At 66.4% G+C, this 16713-nt stretch carries 12 protein-coding genes; 8 read left to right on the top strand and 4 right to left on the bottom strand.

From position 1 onward, the window contains the following. Window positions 1-151 precede the first annotated feature (151 nt). Window positions 152-1147: an alpha/beta hydrolase gene (locus tag NHH73_04815; GenBank protein USX27630.1), complete on the bottom strand. Its 996-nt coding sequence runs from the start codon at window positions 1145-1147 to the stop codon at window positions 152-154. A 199-nt stretch (window positions 1148-1346) separates the two neighbouring features. Between NHH73_04815 and NHH73_04820 the strand changes: the two genes are divergently transcribed. The 7 genes from NHH73_04820 to NHH73_04850 all read left to right on the top strand — a co-directional run bounded on the left by NHH73_04820 (window position 1347) and on the right by NHH73_04850 (window position 12575). After that, window positions 1347-3641 carry a DEAD/DEAH box helicase gene (locus tag NHH73_04820; protein ID USX27631.1) on the top strand — a complete coding sequence of 765 codons (2295 nt, stop codon included), beginning with the start codon at window positions 1347-1349 and terminating at the stop codon, window positions 3639-3641. A gap of 421 nt (window positions 3642-4062) precedes the next feature. After that, a complete protein-coding gene (locus NHH73_04825; protein ID USX27632.1) occupies window positions 4063-5982 on the top strand; it encodes a Mu transposase C-terminal domain-containing protein in 1920 nt (639 codons plus the stop codon). Window positions 5983-6381: 399 nt separating this feature from the next. Beyond that, window positions 6382-7989 carry a flavin monoamine oxidase family protein gene (locus NHH73_04830; protein ID USX27633.1) on the top strand — a complete coding sequence of 536 codons (1608 nt, stop codon included), beginning with the start codon at window positions 6382-6384 and terminating at the stop codon, window positions 7987-7989. Further along, the gene (locus NHH73_04835; protein ID USX27634.1) at window positions 7986-8417 is read left to right on the top strand and encodes a cytochrome c; all 432 of its coding nucleotides are present in this window, start codon (window positions 7986-7988) and stop codon (window positions 8415-8417) included. The genes NHH73_04830 and NHH73_04835 overlap by 4 nt, the downstream gene beginning before the upstream one ends. Window positions 8418-8451: 34 nt before the next feature. Then, window positions 8452-8994 carry a RidA family protein gene (locus NHH73_04840; protein USX27635.1) on the top strand — a complete coding sequence of 181 codons (543 nt, stop codon included), beginning with the start codon at window positions 8452-8454 and terminating at the stop codon, window positions 8992-8994. A 75-nt stretch (window positions 8995-9069) separates the two neighbouring features. After that, window positions 9070-11562, top strand: a complete 2493-nt coding sequence (locus NHH73_04845; protein USX27636.1) for a TonB-dependent receptor — start codon at window positions 9070-9072, stop codon at window positions 11560-11562. An 89-nt stretch (window positions 11563-11651) separates the two neighbouring features. Then, window positions 11652-12575 (top strand): alpha/beta hydrolase, encoded by a 924-nt coding sequence (locus NHH73_04850; protein ID USX27637.1) that lies wholly within the window; start codon window positions 11652-11654, stop codon window positions 12573-12575. A 5-nt stretch (window positions 12576-12580) separates the two neighbouring features. On the opposite strand, the gene NHH73_04855 is transcribed toward NHH73_04850, so the two are convergent. Continuing rightward, complete coding sequence (locus NHH73_04855; GenBank protein ID USX27638.1) at window positions 12581-12955, bottom strand: nucleotide pyrophosphohydrolase; 375 nt, start codon at window positions 12953-12955, stop codon at window positions 12581-12583. Window positions 12956-13084: 129 nt separating this feature from the next. Between NHH73_04855 and NHH73_04860 the strand changes: the two genes are divergently transcribed. Further along, on the top strand, window positions 13085-13975 hold the full coding sequence (locus tag NHH73_04860; protein ID USX27639.1) for a DUF2807 domain-containing protein: 891 nt from the start codon (window positions 13085-13087) through the stop codon (window positions 13973-13975). On the opposite strand, the gene NHH73_04865 is transcribed toward NHH73_04860, so the two are convergent. Both NHH73_04865 and NHH73_04870 read right to left on the bottom strand, forming a co-directional pair. Beyond that, window positions 13944-15839, bottom strand: a complete 1896-nt coding sequence (locus tag NHH73_04865; GenBank protein ID USX27640.1) for an EAL domain-containing protein — start codon at window positions 15837-15839, stop codon at window positions 13944-13946. The two genes, NHH73_04860 and NHH73_04865, sit on opposite strands and share 32 nt — an antisense overlap. A gap of 102 nt (window positions 15840-15941) precedes the next feature. Continuing rightward, window positions 15942-16598, bottom strand: a complete 657-nt coding sequence (locus NHH73_04870) for a DUF2807 domain-containing protein (GenBank protein ID USX27641.1) — start codon at window positions 16596-16598, stop codon at window positions 15942-15944. Window positions 16599-16713: the final 115 nt, after the last annotated feature.

A 16713-nucleotide genomic window follows, 5' to 3' on the forward strand; every position in this document is an offset into this window, starting at 1 on the left:
CTCCTCTCTTTTCTTCTCTTCTCCTCTATTTAGATCGCTAATCTTAAAAAGAGTTCAAAGAAGAGAAATAGAGAAGAAAAGAGAAGTCTAAAGAGAGGGTTTACCACAGGGCGCCGTACAGGGTAGCCCACCCCGCCGCGCCACGGCATTTTTAGCGGTTAAGCTCTTCGAGCAAGGCGCGGTGGAACGCGGCCGGATCTTCCATCTGCGGCGCGTGGCCCATGCCTTTGAATTCCACCAGATGGCCGTTCGGGATTTGCTTGACCGCCTGCTTGCCCAACACCTCGTACTTGCCGATTTGGGCCTTGACGGCCGGCGGCGCGATGTCGCTGCCGATGGCGGTGGTGTCGGCGTCGCCGATCATCAGCGACGTCGGCACCTTCAGCAGCGGGAATTCATAGACCACCGGCTGCGTATAGATCATGTCGTAGATCAGCGCCGAGTTCCAGGCCACGATCTTCTTGCCCGGTCCCGCGTTCATCCCGGCCAGCATATCGACCCAGCGCTCGTACTCCGGCTTCCAGCGGCCGACGTAGTAGGTCGACTTCTCGTAGGCGCGCACGCTGTCGGCCGTCATCTTCAATTCGCGCTCGTACCACTGATCGACGCTGCGCGCCGGCACGCCCAGCGCCTTCCAGTCTTCCAACCCGATCGGATTGACCATCACCAGCCGCGACACCGCCTCCGGATACATCAGCGCGTAGCGCGTGGCCAGCATGCCGCCGGTCGAGTGGCCGATGATGGCGGCCTGTTTGACGCCGATGCTCTTTAATAGCGCCCCGGTGTTGGCGGCCAGCTGCTGGAAGGTGTATTGATAGTGTTCCGGCTTGGTCGAGGCGCAGAATCCGATCTGGTCGGGCGCCACCACGCGGTAGCCGGCCGCGCTCAGGGCGGTGATGGTCTGCTCCCAGGTCGCGCCGCAGAAGTTCTTGCCGTGCATGAGGACCGCCGTCTTGCCGTTGGCCTTGGCCGTTGGCGCCACGTCCATGTACGCCATTTGCAGCTCTTTGCCTTGCGATGTGAAAGCGTAGTACCGCAGCTTGTGCGGATAGGCGAAGCCTTCGAGCTGCGGCCCATAGGTGGCGGCGAGGGCGGGGGCGCTCGCAACGACGGTGGCGGCCAGGATGGCGGAGCGGATCGGGTGCATGGCATTCTCCAGGGGCGGGGGAGCGGCCAATATAGGGCGCGCACGATAGGACGGCAATCGGGAACGCCGTGACCACCCTTAATTTGCCCTTAAAACGGGCGATTTCACGCAAAAAAAGGCTGAAACCGGCGAGACAGAGTAAACTACGCCCAAATTTCTTTCGCAATTAGGCGATTCGAACATACTTGTGAGTGACGCCATGTCTGACACCCCAACCTCCCCCATCACCCTTTTCTCCGATCTGAATCTGAGCGCGCCGCTGATCAAGGCCCTCAAGGACGTCGGCTACGAGTCGCCATCGCCGATCCAGGCCGCCACCATCCCGTCGCTGCTCGATAACCTCGACGTGCTGGGCCAGGCGCAGACCGGCACCGGCAAAACCGCCGCCTTCGCGCTGCCGATCCTGTCGCGCATCGACATCAAGCAGACCTCCCCGCAGGCGCTGGTGCTGGCGCCGACCCGCGAACTGGCGATCCAGGTGGCCGAGGCCTTCCAGACCTACGCCGCGCACATCCCCGGCTTCCACGTGCTGCCGATCTACGGCGGCCAAAGCTACGGCCCGCAGCTGTCGGCGCTGCGCCGCGGCGTGCACGTCGTCGTCGGCACCCCGGGCCGCGTCATCGACCACCTGGACAAGGGTTCGCTCGACCTGTCCAAGCTCAAAACGCTGGTGCTCGACGAGGCCGACGAGATGCTGCGCATGGGCTTTATCGACGACGTCGAGCGCATCCTGCAGGAGACCCCGGACAGCCGCCAGACCGCGCTGTTCTCGGCGACGATGCCGTCGGCGATCCGCCGCATCGCCAACACCTACCTGCGCAGCCCCAAGGAAATCACCGTCGCCGCCAAGACCGGCACCGCCGAAAACATCCGCCAGCGCTACTGGCTGGTGTCGGGCATGCACAAGCTCGACGCGCTGACCCGCATCCTGGAGGCGGAAAACTTCGACGGCATGATCATCTTCTCGCGCACCAAGCTCGGGACCGAGGAACTGGCCAGCAAGCTGCAGGCGCGCGGCTTCTCGGCCGCCGCCATCAACGGCGACGTCCAGCAGCAGCAGCGCGAGCGCACCATCCAGCAGCTCAAGGACGGCAAGATCGACATCCTGGTCGCCACCGACGTCGCCGCGCGCGGCCTGGACGTCGAGCGCATCAGCCACGTGGTCAACTACGACGTGCCGCACGATCCGGAAAGCTACACCCACCGCATCGGCCGCACCGGCCGCGCCGGCCGCAGCGGCGAGGCGATCCTGTTCATTACCCCGCGCGAGAAAAACCTGCTCAAATCGATCGAGCGCGCCACCCGCCAGCCGATCGGCATGCTCGAACTGCCGACCATCCAGGCGGTCAACGACGTGCGCATCGCCAAATTCAAGTCGCAAATCAGCGAAACCCTGGCCCAGGGCGAGCTGGAACAGTTCCAGTCGCTGATCGAGGACTTCGAGCGCGAACAGAACATCCCGGCGATCGAGATCGCCGCCGCGCTGGCCAAGATGGCGCGCGGCGACGTGCCGCTGCTGCTCGATAAGAAGCAGCAGACCGCCGCCGCCACCTGGGACGAACGGCCGGGCCGTCAGGTCGGCTTCGAGCGCCATGACCGTGGCGACCGTGGTGACCGTGGTGATCGATTCGAGCGCGGCGACCGCGCCGAGCGTCCGGACCGCAGCGATAAATTCCCGAAAAAGGAGCGCGTGGTGCGCGCCGCCGATCCGGGCATGCAGACCTTCCGCATCGAGGTGGGCTACCAGCACGGCGTCAAGCCGGGTAACATCGTCGGCGCCATCGCCAACGAGGGCGGCATCGACTCCAAGCATATCGGCCGCATCGAGATCTACGACGACTACAGCGTGCTCGATATGCCCGACAACCTGACCGGCGACGTGCTCGATCACCTGGCCGGCATCAAGGTCGCCGGCCAGCAGCTGCGCATCAGCCGCGATAACGGCGACGGCGCCCCTGCGCCATCGGCCCCTGCGCCATCGGCCCCGGCGCCATCGGCACCGGCCCGTCCGGCGCCGGCCAGGGCCACCGTCCCGGCCAGGGCGCCCGCCGCCGACCAGCCGGCCGATAAAGCCGCCGATAAAGCCGCCGACAAGCCGGCCGGCTCGCCGCTGGCGCGCGCCGCCCGCGTCGACGCCGCCGAACTGGACGACGCCGCGCCGAAGAAGAAAAAGGAAAAGCCGGGCAAGGTCACCTTGCCGATGAGCGCCTTCCGCATCGAAGTGGGCAGCAACAACGCCGCCACCCCGTCCAACATCGTCGGCGCCATCGCCAACGAGGCGGGACTGGAGGCCAAGCATATCGGCCGCATCGAGATCTTCGATACCTACAGCATGGTCGAGTTGCCTGATGGCATGCCGGACGAGCTGTTCAAGCATCTGGGCAAGGTCTGGGTCGGCGGCGCGCAGCTGAAAATCAGTCATGCCGACCGCATGCCGCCGGAATCGGGCAAGTCGACGCCGCCGAAGAAGAAGCCTGCCGGCAAGAAATACTAAGCATCTTCCGCATCAAGAACGGGGCCGAAAGGCCCCGTTTTCCGTTGTTCATCCCATTGCGTGTTGTTGCACAGACAAGGTGCGCGCATCTGTTGCGTTGCACCAAAACAAAGCTTGACGTGCCGCAAACACCACTCCCTGAAAACCCCGCATGAATCACTCTCATAGGAGAAGCTGCCTTTCGGCAAGGCTGGCCCGCTTATTGCATATGTGATAGCACATCCCTATAAAAGGCGCGCCCGCCGAGGCGCCTCAACCTGGAGACAAGTCGTTTAGATCGGAGCATTGAGATGACATCATTCAGGAAGCTGTGGAACATCTTTGTCGATTCGCTCAAGCCGCAGATGCTGCGCGAGCATAATCAGGCCGGCCCGTACGCCATCATCGTCGACAGCCGGCCATTCACCGTCAAGGGGCGCTAATGCTACTGCGGAACGATCTGCTGCACTATACGCATCCGTCTCCGCGCACCGTCCGCATCTTGTGGATCGCTCCCGAGCAGAGCCACGCCTATGTCTTCGACGTGGCGGCCCGCTCGGCCGATGTAGAACTCGTCCAACTGTCGGTGCTGCATGCCGACATCCGGGCCGGCCGCGCTTCGGTGCTGCCGGCCGACCCCTATCTGATGGTCGTCAGCCAGGACCTGCTGCCGGCCAAACACCTGCAACTGCGGGCGCGCGCCTGGGAAATCATCGAGCCGCTGGTGGCGCTGGAGCCGGGCATCTACGAGGCCCGCCAGCGCGGCCAGCTGATCGCCCGCGCCACCGGCGCCCACGGCGTCTCGCATCCCACCATCTACCGCTACCTGCGCCGCTACTGGCAGCGTGGCCAGACCCCGAACGCGCTGTTGCCCGATTACTGCAACTCGGGCGGCAAGGGCAAGGTGCGCCAGGCCTCGGCCGGCGTCAAGCGCGGACGCCCGCGCAAGAACGGCGCCGACGCCGGGCCGGGCCTGAACGCCGACGAGGAAATCCGCCGCACCTTCCGCGTCGCCATCGCCCGCTACGCCGCCGGCCACGCCAAGTTCTCGCGCCTGGGCGCCTATGAACAAATGCTCGACGAGTTCTTCGTCGAGCGCCGCATCGACGAAGCATCGGGCCGCGTGCTGACCACGCCGGCCGGGCGCAGCGCCGTGCTGCCGACCTTCGGCCAGTTCAACTACTGGCTCGACCACGACGACGACCGTCCGCCCGAGGTGGCGCGCCGGGGCGACGGCGCGGCCGCGCCGTGGGGCCCCGCCACGCCCACCCCGTTCGCCACGCCGGCCTCGCTGGCCTCCCTGGCCGGCCAGCCGGCGGCGTTGGCGCCGCAAGCGTTGCCGCCGGGCCGGCCCGGCGCCGGTTTCTACCTCGACGCCGTCTGCGCCGAGGTGTGCCTGGTCTCGCGCGCCGACCGCCGGCAAGCGGTCGGCCGCCCGCGCATCTATCTGGCCGTCGATTCGTTCAGCCGCCTGGTCACCGGCGTCTACATCGGCCTGGGGCCGGCCAGCTGGCCGCAGGCGATGCTGGCGCTGGCCAACTGCGGCGCCGACAAACAGCGCTACAGCCAGCAGTTCGGCCGCCGCATCGAGCCGGCGCAGTGGCCGTGCCGCCACCTACCAGAAACCCTGTTCGCCAACGCCGCGCTGACGGCCGGCCGCGATGGCGGCGAGGGCGGCATGGACCCGGCCTTGCTGAATAACTTCAACCTGCGCTGCGTCGCCGTCGACGACGGCCCGGGAGACTGGAAGGCGGTGCTGGAAAAGCGTTTCCGCCTGCTGGCGCCGAACGACGAGGGCGCGCCGTGCCGGCTCGACGGCGTGCTCGATCTGGAGCAGTTCACCCGCATCGTCATCGACTGCATCCTCTATTACAACAACCGCCACCCGCTGTCCCACGCCGGCAACGCCACCCCGCGCCAGCTGTGGGACTGGGGCGTGGCGCACCGGGGCGGCAGCCTCAAAACCTATCCCGAGCACCTGATCCGCTGCAGCCTGATGCCGGTGGCGTCGGCGCAGGTCGGCGCCGACGGCATCCGCCTGTTCGAAAGTACTTACACCTGCGCGCGCGCCATCAACGAGCGCTGGTTCGACCGCGCGCGCCTGCGCGGCCACTGGAGCGTCAAGGTCGCCTACGATCCGTCCAACCTGGACATGATCTACCTGCTCGATCCGGCTGCGCCGATGCAGTTCCACGCCTGCCACCTGGACGACGCCTGCGCCGCGCAGCGCCACCTGTCGGCCGAGGAAATCGCCCGCCTGCCGCGCGAGGCGGCGGCCTCCCCCGGGTCGTCCGCATCGTCAACATCGTCCGCGCCGTTGGCGCGCAGCGGCGCACCGGCCCTCGCCAGCTTCGCCGGCTGAGACGCGGCCAGTCACCCGCGCCGCCGGCGGCGGTGCGGTCCAGCGTCGTGCATCCTCCCATCCCCGCTTTTTTATGTGCCACTTGCTGGTGCGCGGCGCCGCCGCGCGCCGTCTACCCGGCCGCCGGTCCCACCCGCGCGCGTCGCGCCGCGCCGCGAATAAAGTCCGTTTTACGCGAATAAAGTTTGTCGCCAGCCGCTTGCCGTCGCGGGTGTCCGGAGCGTACGCGGGGTCCATGTAAAAACATTGTTCGATAAAAGCGAGCCTTGCTCCACAAGGCTTGCCTTCGTTGTGAAGCATGTTTGTTTTGCTTGCTGCCCGTGGCACGCGCCTTGCTAGATTGGAACTATGGGTAAGCAAGTCACCCAAGTTATTTCAGGCAGACTGGTGAGGAAACCGATGGAAAGCAAAACAGTAAAACCGTTTAAACCGTTTAGTTCATTTACCCGTAGGGACTTTCTGTACCGGGCCGCCGCCGTCGGCGGCACCGGCCTGCTGTTAAACACCATGAACGCCTGGGGCATGGGCATCGGCTCGACGTCTTCCGCGCCGCCTGCGCTGAGCGGCAGCGGCAAAGGCAAGAAGGTGGTGATCCTCGGCGCCGGCCTGGCCGGACTGACCGCCGCCTTCGAGCTGGGCAAGCTCGGTTACCAGTGCCAGATCCTCGAGGCGCGCGATTTCGCCGGCGGCCGTTGCCAGACCGCCCGCAAGGGCTTCAGCCTGACCGAATTGGGCGGCGACAAACAGACCTGCGCCTTCGACGAGGGCCAGTACATCAACCACGGCCCGTGGCGCATCCCGCTGCACCACCAGTCGACCCTGCACTACACGCGCCTGTTCGAGGTGCCGCTGGAGGTGATGGTCAACGAGAACGACCACTCCTATGTGTATTCCGAAAACGCCGGCCCCTTCGCCGGCAAGCGCCTGCGCATCAAGGAGGTCAAGGCCGACATGCGCGGCCATGTCGACGAGATGCTGGCCAAGTCGATCAAGAACAACCAGCTCGACGCCGAGCTGACCGCCGACGACAAGCGCCTGCTGCTCGACTACCTGGCGCACGAGGGCCAGCTGGCCGGCGCCGACCTGAAATACAAGGGCCGCACCGGGCGCGGTTTCGCCGTCTATCCGGGCGCCGGCATGGAGCCGGGACCGGGCAAGCAATCCGACCCGCTGGGCTTCAAGGAGCTGCTGGCCTCCAAACTGGGCAACGTCTACAGCGCGGTGCAGGACTTCCCGATGCAGGCGACCATGTTCCAGCCGGTCGGCGGCATGGACGCGATCCCGAAGGCGTTTGAAAAGCGCGTCGGCAAGACCATCCGCTACCGCGCCGAGGTGCAGACCATCCGCCAGAACGACAAGGGCGTGACCATCGCGTTCAAGGACACCGCCACCGGCAAGGCCTCCAGCGTGACGGCCGACTACTGCCTGTGCACCATCCCGCTGTCGGTGCTGCGCCAGATCGACACCGATTTCTCGGACGCGTTCAAGAAGGCCGTCGCCACGGTCGCCTACGCGCCGGTCGGCAAGATCGGCCTGCAGATGAAGCGCCGCTTCTGGGAGGAGGACGACAACATCTACGGCGGCCACGTGCTCACCGACCTCAAAGGCATCAACACCATCTCGATGCCGTCGTATGGCTGGCAGAAGAAGAAGGGCGTGCTGCTCGGTTACTACCAGTACCAGACGGCTGCCATCGAGGTCAGCGCGCTGACCCCGGCCGAGCGCGCCGAATTCGCCGTCGCCGCCGGCCAGAAGATCTTCCCGCAGTACCGCGACGAATACGAGAACGCGTTTTCGGTGGCGTGGCACCGCGTGCAGTACAACCTGGGCGGCTGGGCCGAGTGGACCGAGAAGACCCGCGCGGCCGCCTATCCGACCCTGCTCGAAGGCGAGGGCCGCATCATGCTGGCCGGCGAGCACCTGAGCTACCTGACCGGCTGGCAGGCCGGCGCCATCGAATCGGCGTGGCAGCAGATCGCCAGGATACACGCGAGGGCCAGCGCATGAGGGACACGTTACTGAAGGCCGCGATGGTGATCGTGGCCGCCTTCGCGGCCGCCGCAACGGCCCCGTCGCAGGCGCAGGCGCCGGCTTCCACCACGGCGCCGGACGGCAAGGCGCTGTTCCTGAAAAACTGCGCGGCCTGCCACCAGGCCACCGGCAAGGGCATCCCCGGCGCGTTCCCGGCGCTGGCCGGCAGCAAATTCGTCACCGGCGACCACGCCGAAGTGGCCACGGTGCTGCTCAAGGGCCGCGGCGGCATGCCCGACTTCAGCGAGAACATCAGCGACGCCGATATGGCCGCGATTCTGACCTATGTGCGCGCCAGCTGGGGCAACAAGGCCGACGCGTTGACCGAGGCCGAGGTGCTCAAACTGCGCGACACGCTTGGCGTGGCCCATTTCGGCAGCGCCGAAATGTCGAACAAACACTGATTACCACTCTATACAACCCAAGGAAGACGAGACCATGACCAAAGCACTCACCAAATCCGCCACCGCTCTGTTGATCTCCGCCGCCGTGGCCCTGTTGTCGGCGTCGCCGGCGATGGCCGCCGCCAAGGCGCCGAAGGTGGAGGAGAAGGCGGAGATCGTGCGCCACAAGATTCCGGGGTCGGACTTCCCGATCGCGCTGGCCGTGACGATCCCGTCGACCGCCACCATCCACTTCATCAGCGGCCAGGTGCCGGCGGTGATCGACAAGGCCGCCGCGCCGGACTCGCTGGCCGCCTTCGGCGACACCAAGGCGCAGTCCGAGACGGTGCTCAAGAAGATCAAGGAGATCCTCGAGGGCATGAAGCTGGAGATGTCGGACGTCGTCAAGATGACCGTCTACCTGGTCGGCGATCCGGCCAAGGGCGGCAAGGGCGACACCAAGGGCTTCATGGAAGCCTACACCCAGTACTTCGGCGGCACGCAGCCCAACCTGCCGGCGCGCGCCGTGGTGCAGGTGGCCGGCTTGAGCAACCCTGGCTGGCTGGTCGAGATCGAGGTGGTCGCCGCCAAAAAATAAGCGGTATTGGAATGAGGTTCAGGTTCGGGTTCAGGTCTTACTTTTCTTATTATTATTCAACTGGGGATTTAAAATATGCATAAGGCCACACTCAAGATCGGCGTCGCAGCCGTGTTGTCCACCCTGGCGATCGGCGCCGCTTCTGCAGCCAATGCGGCAGCCAATGCGGCAGCCAATCCGGCCGACGCCGTCGATGCTGCCGTCGAAGCGGCAGCCGCCGCGCCCGACGCCGCGTCGGCCGGCTCGGTGATCGTCACCGGCACCCGCTCGAGCGGCATGAAGGCCGAGAACAGCGCCTCGCCGATCCAGGTGCTCGACTCGGCCTCGCTGATGCGCACCGGCCAGCCGGACCTGATCCAGGCGCTGGCGCAGAACCTGCCGTCGTTCACCGCGCAAGCCTTCGGCGGCGACACCGCCAACCTGACCTTGTCGGCCCGCCTGCGCGGCCTGAGCCCGAACAACACGCTGGTGCTGATCAACGGCAAACGCCGCCACGGCACCGCCAACCTGGCCGTGCTGGGCGGCCCGTACCAGGGCGGCGCCGCGGCCGACCTGAACTTCATTCCGGTGTCGGCCATCGACCATATCGAGGTGCTGCAGGACGGCGCTGCCGCCCAATACGGCTCCGACGCCATCGCCGGCGTGATCAACATCATCCTCAAATCGAACGACCATGGCGGCACCGCCTCGGCCACCGGCGGCGGCTACTGGGACGGCGGCGGCAAGACCGTCGGCGGTTCGGCCAACGTCGGCTTCGAGCCGTTCAAGGACGCCTTCCTGAGCGTGACGGCCGAATCGAAGTACCACGACTTCAGCGACCGTGGCGGCATCGACCCGCGCCTGCTCGACGCCGGCAACCTGGCCGCCGCGCCGGGCATGACGTCGATCCCCGGCTACCCGTACCTGAACAAGATCCAGGGCGACGCCCAGTACCACCTGCAGGTGTTGGCGGCCAACTTCGGCTGGGACGTGACCAAGGACGTGCAGATCTACAGCATCGCCACCTACGGCGAGAAGGTCGCGCGCGCCTACGAGAACTATCGCCTGCCGACCCGTATTCCGAAAATGTACCCGCAGGGCTTCTCGCCGAAGGAAAAGATCAACCAGAAGGACTTCGGCTGGACCGGCGGCGTCAAGGGCAAGCTGGCCGAGTGGAACCTGGACCTGAGCACCACCTACGGGCGTGACAAGTCCGAGATCGGCGTCGAGGACTCGGCCAACGCCTCGCTGTTCGCCGACACCGGCTTCTCGCCGACGACCTTCAAGGCCGGCGCCTTCATCGCCAGCCAGCTCACTACCACGCTCGAGTCGAGCCGCGAATTCGACGTCGGCTGGAGCAAGCCGCTGACCTTCGCCGCCGGCGTCGAACACCGCATCGACAAGTACGAGATCCAGGCCGGCGACGCCGCCTCCCGCTACAAGGAGGGCTCGCAGTCGTATCCGGGCTTCTCGCTGACCGACGCCGGCAGCCACCGCCGCACCAACAAGGCCGCCTACATCGACATCGCCGGCAATCCGATCAAGGATCTGACGGTCGACCTGGCGGGGCGCTACGAGCACTTCTCCGACTTCGGCAGCGCCAGGGTCGGCAAGCTGACCTCGCGCTACGAACTGACGCCGACGGCGGCCGTGCGCGGCACCTTCAGCAACGGCTTCCGCGCGCCGACCCTGGCCGAATCGTACTACTCGGCGACCAACGTCGGCCCGACCAGCGCCTTCGTGCAGCTGGCGCCCAATTCGCCGGGCGCGCGCCTGGTCGGCGTCAACGGCCTCAAACCGGAGGCGTCCACCAACCTCAGTGTCGGCATGGTGCTCAACCCGGCCAGCAATTTGAATATCACGTTCGACGTCTACCAGATCAAGATCCGCGACCGCATCGTCGGTTCCGGCGCCTTGTACGGCTCGGGCGGCGCGGTGAACTCGCCGGCCGTGACGGCGGCCATCATCGCCAACGGCAACGTGCTCGATAGCACCGTCAGCCAGACCGGCATCAACATCTTCTCGAACGCGGTCAACACCCGCAGCCGGGGACTGGAGTTCGTCACGACGCTGAACGAGAACTACGGCGCCTACGGCCGCGTGGACTGGTCGATCGCGGCCAACTACAACAAGGTCGAAGTCACCAAGATCAACCAGGCGCCGACGCAGCTGCTGCCGCAAACCTTGCTCGACAAGACCGCCATCTCGAACCTGGAGACGGCCTCGCCGAAGATGCGCGTGAATCTGGGCGCGCTGTGGAAGATCGGCGACTGGACCATCAACCTGCGCGAAGCGATCTACGGCAAATCGAACGACTACGGCAGCGAGGACGGCTCGGTCTATCACAAGACCGAGATCAAGGCCAAGGCGATCACCGATCTGGAGGTGGGATACAAGGTCAATCCGGCGTGGTCGGTGGCGGTGGGGGCCAACAATCTGTTCAACACCTACCCGAACGGCGTCAATCCGGCGCTGCTGGCCGACCAGCGCGCCGCGCTGGACAACGCGGCGGTGACGGTGCTGCCATCGTTCTCGCCGTTCGGCATCAACGGCGGATACTACTACGTGCGGGCCAACTACAAGTGGTAAGACATTGACTTCGCATGGTTAGCTCACGACCGCCCTTCGGGGCGGTTTTTTTTGGTGTAGCATGGCGGCTTCACACCACGGAGCGTCGCATGTTGAAAACAATGGGCAGAACCCTGCTGGCCGCCACCATCGCAGGCCACGTGGGCGGCGCGGCCGCCGCGCCAATGACTCTACAGGACTACCTGGCCCTGACCGGTCCCGCCCCCAGCCTGCACGTGGCCTACGGCGCCGCGCCTTCCCAGTTCGCCGAACTGTTCGCGCCGGGCGGCGACGGCCCGTTCCCGGTCGCGGTGGTCATCCACGGCGGCTGCTGGACCAAGGAATTCGGCGGCATCACGCAGATGCGCAACATCGCCGGCGACCTGCTGCGCCACGGCGTGGCAGTGTGGAACGTCGAATACCGCCGCTTCGACGAGGAGGGCGGCGGCTATCCCGGCATGTACCTCGACGTCGCCACCGCGATGGACCGCCTGCGCGCGCTGGCGCCGGCCCACCGGCTCGACCTGTCGCGCATCGTGCTGGTCGGGCATTCGGCCGGCGGCCACCTGGCGCAATGGGCCGGCGCGCGCGCGCGCCTGCCGCGCAGCAGCCCCCTGTACGTGGCCGATCCGCTGCCGGTGCCCACCGTGATCAGCCTGGGCGGCCTGGCCGACCTGCGCAACGAGGCGGCCCTGATCAAGACCAGCTGCGAGCGCGACACCGCGCAGCTGGCCGGCACGCCAAGCGCCGAGCGGCCGGACGTCTTCGCCGACACCTCGCCGGCCGAGATGTTGCCCTCCGGCGTGCGCACGGTGCTGATCCACGGTGAATTCGACACCGTGTCGCCGATCCGGGCCGGACACGATTACGCGCGCCGCGCCAGCGCCGCCGGCGACGCGGCGGAGGTGGTCCTGCTGCCGGGAGGGAGCCACTACGACGAGGTGGCGGCGACGTCGCCGTCGTGGTCCATCGTCTCGGCCCAAATCCGCAAGGCGCTCGGCATCGGCCAGCGGCCGGCTGCGGCGCCGCGTTAAATCCTTTAGTATTCGGTCGACTTGCGGGCGTCGCCGCGTACCCGGTCGGCCGGGTACTTGGCCGCGTTGAGCGCTATTTTCTCCAGCGCCGCCGCGCGCAGGTCGACGCCGGTCTTGTCGGCCAACTGTACAAGGTAGAGCAGCACGTCGGCCAGCTCGTGGCGGATGCCGGCGCGTTTGGCGTCATCGAGTTCGTCGTCGGCACCGGTGCGCAGCCACTGGAAATGCTCGGCCAGCTCCGCCACCTCGACCGACAGCGCCATCGCCAGGTTTTTCGGGGTGTGGAACTGTTCCCAATCGCGCTCTTGGGCGAAGGCGCGGGTCAGGTCGCGCAGCGCTAACAGGGTATCGGCGGCAGGGGAGGTGGGTTTGGTATCCATGGCCGCAATGGTAGCACCATCGGTTTTGCGCTTCATTCCCCGTTTTCGACGGTTTGTCGCATGGCGCGGGCGGCGAGGGGCGCCGCTGGCTATAGTGACAACACTATATAACTTCACGGATAACCGATCATGCGCCGCTCCGCCATCGCCTTTGCCACCATCGCCGCCTTCTCCACCCTGGCCACCATCGCCGGCTGCGCCGTCATCGTCATCCCGGAGGACGGCAGCATGCAGTACAAATCGTCCTTCGGCGGCAACGCGGTCGAGGGTAACGGCCAGGTCGCCGTCGAACGGCGCGACGCGGTCGTCGCCGCCAATGTCGACGGTATCGACATCAACGGCCCTTTGCAGGTCGAGGTGCGGGTCGGCGAGGCGGCCTCGCTGCGGGTCGAAGGCGACGGCAACCTGCTGCCGCTGCTGCGCACCGACGCCAGCGGCGGCACCTTGCGCGTCTGGGTCGAGGGCAGCGTGCGCGCTTCCAACCCGCTGCGGGTGGTCTACACCACGCCGCAGCTGCGCCGCATCCAGTCGAACGGCTCCGGGCGCCTGTCGGTCACCGGCCTGAATGGCGGCACCCTGAACCTGAGCCAGAACGGTTCGCGCGCGGTGCAACTGGCCGGCAATGTCAGCCGGCTGGAGGCGCGTCTGAACGGTTCCGGCAGTGTCGATGCGAACGGCCTGCAAAGCGGCTCCACCCTGGCCAGCCTGAATGGCTCCGGGCGGCTCAACCTGGGCAACCTGCAGGGCGAGACCTTGAATCTGGACTTGCACGGCTCCGGCGGCGTCAACGCCAGCGGCAACGTGCGCAGCATGATCGTGCGCCTGTACGGCTCCGGCAGCGCCGACCTGGCCGGCCTGGCCAGCCAGAGCGCGGAACTGAGCACGCACGGTTCGGGCAGCATCTCGGCCGCCGTCAGCCAATCGCTGGTGGCCGACGCCAACGGCTCCGGCAGGGTCACCGTGTATGGCAACCCGGCCCAGCGCAGCGTCAGCGGCAAGCGGGTGAGCGTGCTGCAGTAAGCTGCCCGATCATCTGCGCCAGCGGCATCGGCCGCCCGTACAGGTAACCCTGCAAACACGGGCAATCGTGGCCGATCAGGAAATCGGCCTGCGCCCGCGTCTCCACGCCCTCGGCCACCACGTGCAGCCCCAGATGGCCGGCCATCGCCAGGATCGACTGCACCAGCGCCGCGCTGCTGCCGTCGTCAGGCGCGTCGATGATGAAGCTGCGGTCTATCTTGAGCTCATACAGCGGCATTTTTTTCAGGTACGCCAGGCTGGAGTAACCGGTGCCGAAATCGTCGATTGAAAAGCGCAGCCCCAGCGCCGCCAGTTGATGCATGCGCGCGATGGTCTCATCCAGTTTGTCGATCAGCAGGCCCTCCGTCACCTCCAGTATCAGCCGGCCGGCGGGCGCGCCGGTGTCGGCCAGGGTGCGCTGCACCAGCGCGACGAAATCGGGCTGGCGGAACTGGCTGGGACTGACGTTGACCGACAGCGGCATCGCCAGGCCGGCGCGCTCGAGCAGCAGCACCGCTTCGCAGGCCTGGCGCAGCGCCCACGCGCCCAGCGCCAGGATCAGTCCCGACTCCTCGGCCACCGGGATGAAGACGGACGGCGGCACCATCGCGCCGTCGGCCAGCGGCCAGCGCATCAGCAGCTCGCCGCCGATGGCGCGGCCGTCGCGGTCGACCTGCGGCTGCACGTGCATTTGCAGTTCGCCCTTGGCCAGCGCGGTGGCCAGGTCGCGCTCCATCGACAGGCGCTGTTCGACCGCCGTCTGCATCGCCATCTCGAAGAAGGCGATGCCGTTGCGGCCCTCGGCCTTGGCGCGGTACATCGCCGTATCGGCCTCGCGCAGCAGGTCGTGCGCGCTTTGTTCCTCCTGCCGCCCCTGGCCTGGCTTGGGCAGCATCGTCACGCCGATGCTGGCGGTCGAGGTGTACAGCTGGCCGTCGATCTCGAACTCCTGGCCGATGGTGACGCGGACCTTTTCGGCCACCGCGCGCGCGGCGTGGGTGGCGCTCTCCAGATCGTCGGCCAGGTGCGCCAGCACCACCACGAACTCGTCGCCGCCGATGCGCGCCACGGTGTCGGCCTTGCGCACCAGCTGGCTCAAGCGACCGGCCGCCTTGCACAGCAGCGCGTCGCCGATCGCGTGGCCGCGCGCGTCGTTGATGGTTTTGAAGCGATCGAGATCGACGAACATCACCGCGCTGAAGGTGGCGCTGCGCGCGGAGCTGGCCAGCAGCGTGTCGATGCGGTCCATCAGCAGGCGGCGGTTGGGCAGGCCGGTGAGCACGTCGAAGAACGCCAGCCGCTCCAGCGAATCGGCGCCGTCGCGCAGCTCGTCGAACGAACGCGCCAGCTGCTGCAGCAGCACCGCGCACGACAACGTCAGCACCGCCGTGATGAACATGAAATTGATCGAGATGATGGCCGACTTGAGGAAGGCGTGGTCCGGCATGCCCTCGATCTGCAGCTTGGCGTTTTCCTCGAAACCGAGCACCATCACCGCCAGTCCGGCCAGCAGCAGCATCCACAGCGCCGGGCGCAGTCCGAGCAGCAGCGCGGCGAGCACCGGGATGGCCAACAAATAGATCTGGCTGACCGGTCCGATCTTGAGCAGCAGGCCGACGCCGACCACGAAGGCGACTGCCAGGAAGTTGAACACGCGGACGGTGTAGGCGACTCGGCGCAGCAGCAGGATGGCGCCGATCCACGACAGCGCGATGACGTCGACGACGACGATGGACCACATGCCCTCGCTGACGGCCAGCAGCATGCTGGGAACGGCCGTGGCCAGTCCAAGCAGGAAGACGATCAGCAGCAGCCTGGCGAAAATCCGCGCGCGCCAGTGCGCGATGTCGTTCGGCGCAGCCACGTTAGCGGTCTCCCCGGTGCAATGGATCGATTGTTATTGGTCTATGGTGATCCTGATGGTACCCGCAATCGCAACGCGTGTCACCGGGCCGGCGGCCCCGTTTCAGTCCCTGGCGTTGACGCTGCCGATGCCCGACACCGATTTGTTGACCGTTTTCGGCTTGCCGAAATAATCCAGGGAGCCCATGCCCTTGGCCACGGCGTTGAGCAAATCGCTGGCGTAGACGCTGACGCTGCCCACGCCTTCGAAGTTGACGTCGACCCGCTCGGCGTGCAGCGCCTTGGTGTCGACCTGGCCGACGCCCTTGGCGTTCAGGCGCAGGTACTTGACTTTGCCGCTGGCCGACAGCAGGCCGGCGCCCAGGTAGCCGATGTCGAGGCGGTCGGTGTTGACGTGGCTGATGACGGTTTCGCCGGCGCCTTCCACCTTCACCCGGCTCAGGGTCGGCACGGTGATGGTGATGCGCGGCGCGCCCTTGCCGCCGTCGTAAGTCTTGTCGGACATGGTGATCTGCAGTTCATTGTCGACCACCGTGGTTTTGAGTTCGGCGATGAACTTGTCGTCGCCGCGCACCACCACCGACTGCGTCTTGCCCGCTTCGACCGTCATCGCGAACGCGCCCTTGGCGTTGACGGCGATGAACGGCGGCAGCACGCGCACCGATTCGGCCGCCAGCGCCGGGGCGCCCACGGCGTACAGGGTGGCGCCCAGGGCGGCGACAAGGGCAGTGGTCAGGACGGCGGAAGCGGTGCGGCGCATGGTGAATCCTTGATGGTTTGTTCAATGATTACTTATTTTGATAACGTTGATTTTACTGAACTTGGCCGCCGGGGCCGACAACTTTGCGACGAACTGCAAAAAAGTGGCGATGTGT

Source organism: Oxalobacteraceae bacterium OTU3CINTB1, from assembly GCA_024123955.1.
In the GTDB taxonomy this organism is placed as follows: Bacteria; Pseudomonadota; Gammaproteobacteria; order Burkholderiales; family Burkholderiaceae_D; genus Rugamonas.